Below are 10,953 nucleotides of genomic sequence, written 5' to 3'. Positions count from 1 at the left end.
GCCGCCCGCTACAGGCCGCCGACCAGCCCACCGTCGCACCGCGTCGCGGTTCCGGTCACGTAGGAGGCCACGTCGCTGCACAGGAACGCCGCGACCCCGCCGAACTCGTCCGCGGTCCCGTACCGACCGGCCGGGATCTCCGCCTCGGCGCGCGCCGCGACGTCCGCGGGCGTGGTCCCCCGCTGCTCGGCGATGTAGGCGTCGATCCCGGTGGTGCGGGCGGTGGCGATCCGGCCGGGCAGCAGCAGGTTCACCGTGACGCCGTCCGAGGCGACCTCGCCGGCGAGCGTCTTCAGGTAGCCCGCCAGGGCGGCGCGCCCCGCGTTCGACAGCGCCAGCCCGGGGATGGGCTCGACGGTCCCGGCGCTGCCGACGGCGACGATCCGGCCCCAGCGACGCTCGCGCATCCCGGGCAGCACCGCCGCCACCAGCCGTTGCTGGGCGAGCAGCAGGGGCACCATCGCCTCGGTGATCGACGCGGTGTCGATGGTCGCCGCGGTGCTCGGCGGTGGTCCGCCGCTGTTGAGGACGACGACGTCGACGTCGCCGAACGCCTCGGTCGCCGCGGCGACGAGGGTCGCGGGTCCGTCGTCGGTGGTGAGGTCGACCCCCACCCCGATCGCCTCGGGCAGCTCGGCGGCGATCGCGGCGGCGCGGTCGCCGCGACGGCCGCTCACGACGACCCGCGCACCCTCGGCGGCGAGCGCCCGCGCCGTGGCCTCCCCGAGACCCGACGTGGAGGCGCAGACGATGGCGGTGCGTCCGGTGAGGCCCAGGTCCATGCCGCGACCCTAAGGCCGCGCGCTCACGACGCCACCCGTTCGCCCCGCCATGATCGGGAGCACGGGGGGCATGCGCGAGCGCCCTCGAGCCTGCCTGACGTACCTCTCGTCGGAGGGGCCTCCCAGTTCAGCGGCTCCCGGAACCGACGTCCTCCGGCCGCTCGACGTGCGCACGGGGAGCCGGCGCCCCGGCCCGCTCGACCTCGCCGGCACGGACCGCCTGATCCACCACCGCGTCGAGCAGGCTGTCCTGGGCCAGGAGGTGCTGACGCAGGTGGCGGCACTGCTGCAGGACGACGGCGGTGTGGTTGGCCGTCTCCGCGACGCGGCGCTCGGACACCTCGCCGAGCACGTCCTGCCCGACCATGATCACGAACATGAACAGCAGCTGGGCGAGGCTGGAGCAGAACAGCAGGAACGGGAACGGGTAGGGGTCCGGGATCACGCCGACCAGCGCGAGGCCCATCCAGCCGATGATGATCACCGTGGTGACGACGACGGCCGCGGTGCTCCCGAGCCGTTGCACCAGCCAGGCGGCGATCCGGCGGTTCACGGTGGAGGTCGCGGGCTCGACGGCGGCGGGCGGGCTGATCATGATCGGCGCGGTGTCGCAGGGGTCGAGCTCCCGGCCGGCCTCGGCGCCGCGGTTGAGCAGGCGGGCCCGGTCGTCGATGAGCGACTGCAGCCGGTGGCACTCCCCGAGGATCGCCTGGGCGTCGTCGTAGGTCTGCTGCGCGCGCCGTTCGCCCGACTCCGAGAGGGTCCGCTGCCCGACGAGGATCACGAAGATCAGCAGCAGCTGGACGACGTTCCCGACGAAGAGCAGTACCGGATACGGGTAGGGGTCGAACCCGAACACCGCCCGCGCCCCGAGCACCATCCATACCGCGGAGAGTCCGACCGTGAGGTAGACGGTGACCATCGAGCCGAGGCGCCGTGTCATCCACGCGGCCACCCGGTCGCCGGTCGTGCCCGTCGCCGCAGGATCCGTCACCACCGTCGCCACGGACAGCTCCCCCGCACCTCGGCCGGCTCGCCGTCCACCGCGGGGGCCCGGCCCACCCACGCGGCGCTGTCTCGATCAAGACACCGTCCTAGAACGGACGCGGACCCACTGTCGCAGGTTCCCCCTGTGCTCCGAATGAGACCCCACCAGCCACATGCCTGGACGGGCATATGCCGACTCAGGCATGCTCGTCGTCGTGTCCACCACCTGGACCGCTCTCGCCGATCCCACCCGGCGCGCGATCCTCGACCTGCTGCGGGAACGTCCGCACGCCGTCGGCGAGGTCGTCGCGCGTCTCGAGCTCGCCCAACCGACCGCGTCCAAGCACCTCGCGGTGCTCCGCCGCGCGGGGCTCGTCCGCGCGACCGTCGACGCCCAGCGCCGGGTCTACGAGGTCGACCCCCGCCCGATGGGCGAGCTCGAGGCCTGGCTGGCGCCCTACCGCAGCCGGTGGGGTGCGGCCCTCGACGCCCTCGGCGAGCACCTCGACCGCACCCCGGAGGAACCCCGATGACGACCGGTACCTACGCCGAGATCGACGGCAGGCCCGCCCTGCGCTTCGTCCGTGACTACCCGCACTCGCGGGAACGCGTGTGGGACGCCGTCACCGACCCGACGGAACTGGTCGCCTGGTTCCCGGCGCGGGTCGCGTTCCCCGGGATCGGTGAGCCGGAGCCCGGCGCGACGGTGCGCTACTCCTTCGCCGAGGACGGCGACGGCGGCACGGGCACCGTCGTCGAGCACGACCCGCCGCACCGGTTCACGATCACGTGGGCCGGCGACGAGCTGCGCCTGGTGCTCGAGCCGCTGGCCGGCGGCGGGTGCCGGCTGACGTTCACCGCGCTGCTCGAGGACCGCGACACCGCGGCGCGCACCGCCGCCGGGTGGGAGGTCTGCCTCGAGGCCCTCGACGCGGCACTCGCCGGGAGCCCGGTCGGCGGTCCCGGGACCGGTCCGACGCCCGCGTGGCGGCGGCACTACGACGACTACGAGAGCACCGGCGTGCCCGCCGGGGCCCCGATCCCCGGCGCCTGAAAATCCGTCGCGGGATCCGCGGTGGTGCGCCACGATCGCGGCAACGGACCGCGAGAACCGAGGAGGTGCCCCGTGCAGACCGTCGCCCGGCCGGCGACGCGACACGTCGCGTCCGTCTGCACCCGCACCCCTCGCTGAGGCGTCCTCGCGTGGGGTGACCACCCCACGTCAGGAGCCCCCTGCAGTGCACGAACGCATCCCCCGCCGTCGTCGGCGCTTCGACGACGACGAGTACGAACAACCTCTCCGCACCCGTCCCCAGCCGGAACCCGAGGACGATCACGAGGCCGGCGGCCCACCGTCCGGAGGCCGCTGGTCGACCTGGGCCGACGCGATCCACGGCCCGACCCCGAGACCCGCCTGGGTCGTCACCGACCTCGGCGCCGTCGACTCCGAGCTCGGCGTGCTCAAGACCGGGAAGGAGGCCGACGTCCACCTGCTCGAACGGGCGGTCCCGGGCGGGAGACGCAGCGGAGCGGAGCTCGACCCGAGGGCGCTGCCAGGCTGCCTGCTCGCCGCCAAGCGGTACCGCTCGGCCGAGCACCGGATGTTCCACCGCGACGCCGGCTACCTGGAGGGACGTCGCGTCCGTCGGTCCCGGGAGACCCGCGCGATGGCGAACCGCACCTCGTTCGGCCGCGAGCTGCTCGCCGGGCAGTGGGCGACCGCGGAGTTCGCCGCCCTGGGCACGCTCTACGAGGCCGGGGTCCCGGTGCCCTATCCGGTGCAGCTCGACGGCACCGAGCTGCTGCTCGAGTTCCTCGGCTCACCCGACGGCGTCGCGGCGCCCCGCCTCGCCCAGCAGCGGCCCGACCGCGCCGAGCTGGACGACTGGTGGGGTCAACTGACGGACGCCCTCGTCGGGCTCGCCCGCCTCGGCTGGACCCACGGCGACCTGTCGGCCTACAACATCCTCGTCGACGACGGCCGGCTGGTCCTCATCGACCTGCCGCAGGTGGTCGACCTCGTCGGGAACCCGCACGGGTCCGAGATGCTCGTCCGCGACGTTCGCCGGATCGCCGAGTGGTTCACCGCCCGCGGCCTCGAGGTCGACGCCGAGGCGCTGTTCCACCGGCTCGTCGCCGAGGCGGGTCTGTAGGTGGCCTGCGGCCTCGTGAGCAGGCGCGACAGCGCGCCTATATGCCCCGCCGGGCCCCGACATCGAGGGCGAGGGTCGAGCCCGTGAGCGCGTCGGCCTCCGGGTCGAGCAGCGTCGCGACCGCCCACGCGACCTGCTCCGGCGTCACCAGGACCGAGAGCGGCGACTCGGCCCGGCGCTCGGCGAGGATCTCCTCGACGTCCACCCCGCGCTCGTCGGCCCGGGCCTGCGAGAGCCGCCGCAGCCGGTCGGTGTCGGCGGGACCGGGAGCGACGAGGTGCGCGGTGACCCCGTCGGGGCCGTGATGGTCGGCGAGCTGGCGCACGAGGTTGGCCAGCGCCGCGTTCGTGACCCCGGCGGCGCAGGTGTGCGGCGAGGGCTCGGTGCCGTAGTGCCCGCCGAGCGCGACCAGCCGCGAACCCGGCCCCAGCCGGTCCGCGACCGCCCGGACCAGGCGGAGCATCCCGCCGACCTTGAGCGACACCGCGGAGCCGAGCGCCGTGGGGTCGATCGTCGGGAGCGGCCCGGCCGCCGGCAGCCCGGCCGCCTGGACGACCATCCGCACCGGCAGCCCGACGTCGTCGACGGCCGCGCGGATCACGTCGACCGCGGCGTCGTCCCCGATGTCGGCGGCGCACCCGATCACGCCGGCCGCGTCCACCGGCTTCCGCGCCACCCCCACGACGACGAGCCCGGCGCCGGCCAGCCGGGACGCGATCGCCGAGCCGAGCGCCCCGGACGCGCCGACGACGACGGCCGCCGCGCCGCCCCCGCCGTCGTACCCGGTGATCAACGCCGACTTCCCGACACCGGACGTCCGGAACGGGTCTTTCCTGACGTCTCCGGAGGTCCCAACCCCAGCGCATTCCGCGCGTCCGCGACCGACGCCGCCGGGTCACGGACGTCCACCTCGACCGTCACGAGCCCGGCCGCCCGACCACCGGCGCAGTTCCCCGGGATGTCGTCGAGGAACACGACCTCCCCCGCCGCGCAGCCCACCGCGTCGAGGGCGATCCGGTACGCCCCGGGTTCCGGTTTGAGCACTCCCGTCACGGAGCCGTCGACGATCGTGTCGAAGCGGCCGAGCACGGGATGGTCGGTGAGGTCGCCGTCCCCGTGGAACGCCGCGAGGTCGTTGGTCAGGGCCGCGACGACGAGTCCGGCCGCGTGCGCGTCGTCCATGAGCGCGACGACCTCCGGGCGGAAGAGCCCGGGGTCCTCGTCCTCCGGGTAGAGCACGTCCATGAGGGCCGGCACACCCCGCGAGGAGCGGTCGTCGACCAGCGCCGCGTACTCGGCCGCCCGCGCCGCCCAGTAGCCGCGCTCGCTCGCCCGGCCGGCGAGGACCTCGTCCCACGCGACGTCCGGGCGCGGCCCGAGCAGCCCGCGGATCTCGGTGAACGACCCCAGCCCGGGCCGCCGATCGCCGAGCACGCCCATCCGCTCGTGCGCCGAGGTGAGCAGGACTCCGCCGATGTCGAGCAGCAGCGCTCGGGGGGTGCTCATCGTCCGCACGCTAGGCCCCCGTTCGTCCGGCGGGGACCCGCCCGTTCCCTCGGGAGCAACGTTCCGTCCCCGCGAACGTGTTGCTTGCGTCACTCTTGAGCTTGGATCACGGTCGGCTCGATCTCACCGCCGAGGAGGGTCAGATGGCCAACGTCGTTCCGGTCGACGCCTACAGCACGGGCGAGTGGTACCCCGGGTACAAGCCCGAGTACTTCGACATGCCGTGGATCGTCGACCCGGCCGGTCCCTTCAAGCCCGGCGACGAGAATCAGTTCTGGTTCCTCGACTTCCACTGGTCGCGCGGCCTCACCCCGCTGGGCGCCACGCTGTGGAGCGGCGACGGCTACTGCTGGGGCACCCAGCACGCCGCCGAGTCGCTCCCGCTGCCGCCGGGCCGCGGCGTGACCGCGCGCTTCGCGGGCACCCACCTCTACGGCTCGGCGCTGCCGGAGACCGACCCCCGCGAGATCGAGGCGCGCGCCGGGCGCATCGCGACCAACCTCCCGTACTTCCTGACGAACTACCGCAGCATCTGGGAATCCGGCCGCGACGAGCTGGAGAACACCTGGTCGTACTTCCGGGGCATCGACTTCTCCCAGGTCCGCGGCGACGAGCTCCCGAACCTGCTCGCCCAGGGCCGCCGCTACCACAAGCGCGCGATGGAGATCCACTTCGGCGTCATGTACCCGATGCTCGCGAACTTCCTGGGCTTCTACGGGGCCTGCGCGGACATGGGCATCAACCCGAACGAGATCGGCAAGTTCCTCCAGGGCGAGGACACCAAGATCATGGAGACCGACCGCAAGCTCTACGACCTCGCGCTGAAGGCACGCGCCGCGGGGCTCGAGCCGGTCTTCGAGGCGCACGACGGCGGGCAGCTGCGCGACGCGCTCGCCCGGCACGGCGGCGCCGCGTCGATCTGGCTGACCGAGTTCGACGAGTTCCTGCGGATCTACGGCTACCGCGCCGAGGCCACCTGCGACGTCGGCGTGCCGAGCTGGGTCGAGGACAACACGATCCCCCTGAACCTGGTGAAGACGTTCCTGCAGCGGCGGGACTCGCACGACTTCGACCAGGCCGCCCGCAACGCGATGGCCGAGCGGGAGGAGGCGATCGAGAACGCCCGCGCCGGCCTCACCCGGGAGGAACAGGCGGTGTTCGACGCCGGCCTCACCTCCAACCAGCAGGCCAACTTCCCGTGGTGGCAGGACGACCACAACTACTACATCGACCTCAAGGTCATGCTCCCGCTGCGCTGGGGCTGCCAGGAACTCGCGAGCCGGGTCAAGGCCGACCGGCACGACGACATGCTCTACCTGTTCTGGCCGGAGCTGCGCGACGTCGCCTCCGGCGACAAGCCCTACGACGCGAGCCTGCGCGGCCTCGTCGACGCCCGCCGTCAGTACTTCGACCACTGGCACGGCCGCCGCAGCGAGATGCCGAAGGTGCTCGGGACGATCCCGGAGGCCGTCGAGGACCCGATCCTCATCGAGATCTTCGGGCTGAACCCGCACTCGATCAGGGCCGTCCAGAACCCCGACGCCGCCGCGCAGACGACGATCTCCGGGGTCGCCGCCGCCAAGGGCACCGTGCGGGGCATCGCGCGGGTGCTCCAGTCGTCCGACGAGCTGCACCGCCTGGAGCCCGGCTCGATCCTGATCTGCGAGTCGACCTCGCCGAACTGGACGCCGGCCTTCGGCAAGATCGCCGGCTGTGCCTGCGACGGCGGCGGGATGCTCTCCCACGCCGCCATCGTCGGCCGCGAGTACGGCGTCCCGACGGTCACCGCCACCGGCGTCGCGACGCTGTCGATCTCCGACGGCGACGAGGTCGAGATCGACGGGACCAACGGCACCGTCACGATCCTCACCAAGGCCGCGGACGTCGTCGCCCCGGCCGCCGGGGCGACCTCGGAGGTTCCCGCATGACGACGGCGTCGACGGAGACCGGGGACGGCGCGGGGCTCGAGCGGCACAGCTGCGACGCCGTCGCGTGGCTCGACGAGGTGGCGCCCGAGGCGGCGGTGGCCTGCGGCGGCGCCAAGATGGGCCGCCTCGCCGAGCTGCTGGCCTCCGGGGTGCAGGTGCCCCAGGGCTTCGCGGTCACCGTCGACGCCTACCTCCGCCACTGCCGGGACTCCGGTCTCGACGGGCGGATCGACGCGGTCCTCGCCAGCCTCGGCCCCGACCCGTCGGAGCTCGAGGTCGACCAGGCGTCGGCCGCCATCCGCGAGCTCTTCGTGGCCACCCCGATCAGCGAGCACCTCACCGCCCGGCTCACCGAGGCCTACGAGGAGCTGTGCCTGCGGTGCGTCGACGTCAACGTGCCCGTCGCGGTGCGCTCGTCGGCCACCGGGGAGGACGCCGCCGACGCCTCGTTCGCCGGGATCTTCGACACCTACCTCGGCGTCTCGGGCATCGAGCGGGTGCTGGACTCGGTGCGGCGCTGCTGGGGGTCGTTGTTCACGGCCCGGGCCCTGGCCTACCGACTGCGGCGCGGCATCAGCCACCACGACATGCCGATCGCGGTCGGGGTCATCGAGCTCATCCACGCCCGGGCCTCCGGGGTGGCGTTCTCGGTGCACCCCGTCACGGGAAAGCGGGACCGCGTCGTCGTCGAGACCAGCTGGGGCTGGGGCGAGGCGATCGTCCAGGGCCTGGTCGACCCCGACCACGTCGAGGTGGGGAAGGCGGACGGGCGGGTGCTGCGCTACGACGTGGCACACAAGAAGATCGTGAGCGCGTTCGACTTCGCGGTCGGCGCCGTCACGGAGATCGAGATGCCCGCCAAGCTGGCCGACCGCCGCGTGCTCGACGACGAGCAGATCGGCGCGATCGCGTCGGCCGTCACCGCCATCGAGGAGCACTACGGGCACGCGGTCGACGTCGAGTGGGTGATCAGCAGGCACCGTCGGGCGGGCGACCCGGTGTGCATCGTCCAGACCCGGCCGGTGACGACCGCGGATCCGGAGCCCGCCGTGTCCTCGGCACCCGCCTACGACCCGGTGGCCCTCGCCCAGAAGTACCTGTTCTCGGGGAAGCCCATCCCCGGCCGCTAGCGACCCCGGGCGGTCCGCGAGACCCACCTGGCCCGTTACCGTGGGGACGGCGGCCGCCAGGTCACGAATCCGCCCGCGACCGGTGCGCCGCACCACCTCCGTGTGACACCGGGGGCACCATGGTGGAACCGCGTCGGAACCGACACGTCCGACGATGAGGCCCCGGGACGCCCGGGGACGCTGGTGAGGACGACACACAGGGGGTGTGGGTCGATGGCGCTCGGGCGTCTTCTGCTCGGGGTGATGGTGACGTTCGCGGTGGCTCTCGCCGCGGTCACCGTGTGGGGCACGATCGAGCGGGCGAACGCCGGGCCGGGGTCGGCCGGCGGGAGCAGCTCGGAGGCGCAGGCCGACGCACCGTCCACGCCCCAGGTCCAGATCACGACCACGCCCGCCAACGGCGCCACCGGGGTCGCCCCGGCCCAGCCCGCGGCCGTCCACGTGGCGAACGGCCGGCTCACCGACGTCGCCCTCACCGGCCCGGACGGCTCCGCCGTCGCCGGACGTCCGACGCCGGACGGCTGGGCGAGCACCGCGACGCTGGCCTACAACACCACGTACACGTGGAAGGGCGCCGCGGTCGACGCGAACGGCGCCGCGCAGCGGGTCACCGGCACGTTCACGACCGTCGACCCGCAGAACACGATCGCCGCGAACCTGAACATCGGCGACGGGAACACCGTCGGCATCGGGGCCCCGATCATCGTCCAGTTCAACGGCCCGGTCACCGACAAGGCCGCGGCGCAGCGCGCACTGTCGGTGCAGACCTCGGTCCCGACGACGGGGTCCTGGGGATGGCTCCCCGACACCGCGCAGGGCTCCCGGGTGCACTGGCGGCCCGAGGGCTACTGGCAGCCCGGCACGCAGGTCACCGTCGCGGCGAACCTGCAGGGGGTGGACACCGGCGGCGGGAACTGGGGCAAGGCCGACGTCAGCTCGCACTTCACGATCGGCCGCTCCCAGATCGTCAAGGCCGACGTGAACTCGTTCCAGATGGTCGTCGTCCGGGACGGCAAGCCGGTGATGACCGTGCCCGCGAGCTACGGCCTGGGCTCCGACCCGAACCGCAACACCACCAACGGCGTCCACGTCGTGATGAGCAAGCAGCAGACGGTGCTCATGTCCAACCCGGCGTACGGCTACAACAACGTGCCGGAGCACTGGGCCGTCCGGATCTCCAACAACGGCGAGTTCATCCACGCCAACCCGCTCTCCGAGGGGGCCCAGGGCAACGAGAACGTCACCCACGGGTGCGTGAACCTCTCGCCACAGGACGCCCAGGCCTACTTCAACACCGCGATCTTCGGCGACCCGGTGGAGGTCACGGGCAGCCCGGTGCCGATGCCCAAGACCGACATCTACGACTGGTCGTACACCTGGCCGGAGTGGCAGAAGCTCTCGGCGCTGCCGGTCTAGGTTCGGGACCCCGACCCCCGGTGTGCTGCCGTCCGACGGGGGTCGGAGCACGATGGGGCCCGTGGCTGGAGTTGCTCGACAGATGGGGCCGATGGGGCGGGTCCCGGGGCCGGCGTGGGTGGACGTCCTCACCACCTGGGAGCCGGCCTGGGGTGTGGACGCGGTGCTCGTCGTGCTGGGTGCGCTCTACCTGACCGGCGCGACGCGGCACGGCTCCTGGCCGGTGCGGCGCACCGCCTCGTTCCTGGCCGCGCTCGCGGCCGCCGTCGTGACCTGGAACTCCGGGATCGCGGTGTTCGGCCACGGCGCGTTCGCGGTGCACATGGTCATGCACCTGATGCTGATCATGGTGATCCCGGCGTTCTGGGTGGCGGGACACCCGCTGGAACTGCTGCGCGACACCCTGCCCGGTGGCGCTGGGCGGGCGTTCGACGCGACTCTGGCGAGCCCGGTCGCGCGGGCGATCACGTTCCCCGGCACCGTCCTGCTCGTCTACGCGGCCGTCGTCGTCCTCACCCACCTCACCGGGTTCATGCAGGCCATGGCCTCCTCGATGGGCCTGCACTACACCGAGCAGGCGCTCTACCTCGTCGCCGGCCTGCTGTTCTTCCACACCGCCATCGGCGTCGACCTGCTCCCGAACCGGCCGGCCTACTTCGTGCGGTTCGTGCTCATGCTGATCGCCATGGGCGTCGACACGCTGGTCGGCGTCGTGCTCATGCTCGCGCCGGCGACGATGTTCCCCGCCTACGACCTCGAGGGCGTGCACCTCGGGGGCGGGATCATGTGGGTCGGCGGCGACGCGCTGATGATGGTGATCATGGTCCTGCTCGGCAGGCTGTGGGTCTCGGACCCGAGCGGGCGGGTGGACTTCGGCCCGTGGCTGGAATCGGCCCGGCGCTCGGCGATCTCCGACCAGACCGGCGACGACGGGACCGGCGACGACCTCGACGACGACGACGAGGCCCTGGCCGCCTACAACCGGATGCTGGCCCGGCTGCACCGCGATCACGGGTAGCCGTCCCGCGCTCCGGCACAGCCCGCTTCTCCG

Annotated in this window: 11 protein-coding genes; 7 read left to right on the top strand and 4 right to left on the bottom strand. The window is 73.1% G+C overall.

Going from position 1 to position 10,953, the window contains the following annotated elements:
- Positions 1-8: 8 nt before the first annotated feature.
- Complete coding sequence (locus tag LQ327_RS19880; RefSeq protein ID WP_230736906.1) at positions 9-782, bottom strand: SDR family oxidoreductase; 774 nt, start codon at positions 780-782, stop codon at positions 9-11.
- A gap of 127 nt (positions 783-909) precedes the next feature.
- A complete protein-coding gene (locus LQ327_RS19875; protein ID WP_230736903.1) occupies positions 910-1,788 on the bottom strand; it encodes a DUF1003 domain-containing protein in 879 nt (292 codons plus the stop codon).
- A 196-nt stretch (positions 1,789-1,984) separates the two neighbouring features.
- Between LQ327_RS19875 and LQ327_RS19870 the strand changes: the two genes are divergently transcribed.
- The 3 genes from LQ327_RS19870 (at position 1,985) to LQ327_RS19860 (ending at position 3,922) form a co-directional block, all read left to right on the top strand.
- On the top strand, positions 1,985-2,302 hold the full coding sequence (locus LQ327_RS19870; RefSeq protein ID WP_230736901.1) for an ArsR/SmtB family transcription factor: 318 nt from the start codon (positions 1,985-1,987) through the stop codon (positions 2,300-2,302).
- Positions 2,299-2,823, top strand: coding sequence for an SRPBCC family protein (locus LQ327_RS19865; RefSeq protein ID WP_230736899.1), 525 nt, complete (start codon positions 2,299-2,301; stop codon positions 2,821-2,823). Before LQ327_RS19870 ends, LQ327_RS19865 begins: the two co-directional genes overlap by 4 nt.
- A gap of 184 nt (positions 2,824-3,007) precedes the next feature.
- Positions 3,008-3,922 carry a serine protein kinase RIO gene (locus tag LQ327_RS19860; RefSeq protein ID WP_230736897.1) on the top strand — a complete coding sequence of 305 codons (915 nt, stop codon included), beginning with the start codon at positions 3,008-3,010 and terminating at the stop codon, positions 3,920-3,922.
- A 37-nt stretch (positions 3,923-3,959) separates the two neighbouring features.
- Here LQ327_RS19860 and LQ327_RS19855 read toward each other — a convergent pair whose 3' ends face one another.
- Positions 3,960-4,715, bottom strand: a complete 756-nt coding sequence (locus tag LQ327_RS19855; RefSeq protein ID WP_230736895.1) for an SDR family NAD(P)-dependent oxidoreductase — start codon at positions 4,713-4,715, stop codon at positions 3,960-3,962.
- Positions 4,712-5,428: an HAD-IA family hydrolase gene (locus LQ327_RS19850; protein WP_230736893.1), complete on the bottom strand. Its 717-nt coding sequence runs from the start codon at positions 5,426-5,428 to the stop codon at positions 4,712-4,714. Before LQ327_RS19850 ends, LQ327_RS19855 begins: the two co-directional genes overlap by 4 nt.
- 143 nt (positions 5,429-5,571) lie before the next feature.
- Here LQ327_RS19850 and LQ327_RS19845 point away from each other — a divergent pair, with 143 nt between their 5' ends.
- The 4 genes from LQ327_RS19845 to LQ327_RS19830 all read left to right on the top strand — a co-directional run bounded on the left by LQ327_RS19845 (position 5,572) and on the right by LQ327_RS19830 (position 10,920).
- Positions 5,572-7,356 (top strand): PEP-utilizing enzyme, encoded by a 1,785-nt coding sequence (locus LQ327_RS19845; protein WP_230736891.1) that lies wholly within the window; start codon positions 5,572-5,574, stop codon positions 7,354-7,356.
- A complete protein-coding gene (locus LQ327_RS19840; protein WP_230736889.1) occupies positions 7,353-8,486 on the top strand; it encodes a PEP/pyruvate-binding domain-containing protein in 1,134 nt (377 codons plus the stop codon). Before LQ327_RS19845 ends, LQ327_RS19840 begins: the two co-directional genes overlap by 4 nt.
- A gap of 213 nt (positions 8,487-8,699) precedes the next feature.
- Positions 8,700-9,902: a L,D-transpeptidase gene (locus LQ327_RS19835; protein ID WP_230736887.1), complete on the top strand. Its 1,203-nt coding sequence runs from the start codon at positions 8,700-8,702 to the stop codon at positions 9,900-9,902.
- 61 nt (positions 9,903-9,963) lie between these two features.
- Positions 9,964-10,920, top strand: coding sequence for a cytochrome c oxidase assembly protein (locus LQ327_RS19830; protein WP_230736885.1), 957 nt, complete (start codon positions 9,964-9,966; stop codon positions 10,918-10,920).
- Positions 10,921-10,953 lie beyond the last annotated feature (33 nt).

The sequence above is a fragment of the Actinomycetospora endophytica genome, assembly GCF_021026375.1.
Taxonomy (GTDB): Bacteria; Actinomycetota; Actinomycetes; order Mycobacteriales; family Pseudonocardiaceae; genus Actinomycetospora; species Actinomycetospora endophytica.
The sequence above is the reverse complement of the archived record's forward strand: the minus strand, read 5'-3'. Positions and strand labels throughout refer to the sequence as shown.

Excerpts from the sequence above, each read along its gene's own strand:
- LQ327_RS19835 (WP_230736887.1), top strand. The coding sequence starts at position 8,700 with ATGGCGCTCGGGCGTCTTCTGCTCGGGGTGATGGTGACGTTCGCGGTG.
- LQ327_RS19850 (WP_230736893.1), bottom strand. The coding sequence starts at position 5,428 with ATGAGCACCCCCCGAGCGCTGCTGCTCGACATCGGCGGAGTCCTGCTC.
- LQ327_RS19845 (WP_230736891.1), top strand. The coding sequence starts at position 5,572 with ATGGCCAACGTCGTTCCGGTCGACGCCTACAGCACGGGCGAGTGGTAC.
- LQ327_RS19840 (WP_230736889.1), top strand. The coding sequence starts at position 7,353 with ATGACGACGGCGTCGACGGAGACCGGGGACGGCGCGGGGCTCGAGCGG.
- LQ327_RS19865 (WP_230736899.1), top strand. The coding sequence starts at position 2,299 with ATGACGACCGGTACCTACGCCGAGATCGACGGCAGGCCCGCCCTGCGC.
- LQ327_RS19880 (WP_230736906.1), bottom strand. The coding sequence starts at position 782 with ATGGACCTGGGCCTCACCGGACGCACCGCCATCGTCTGCGCCTCCACG.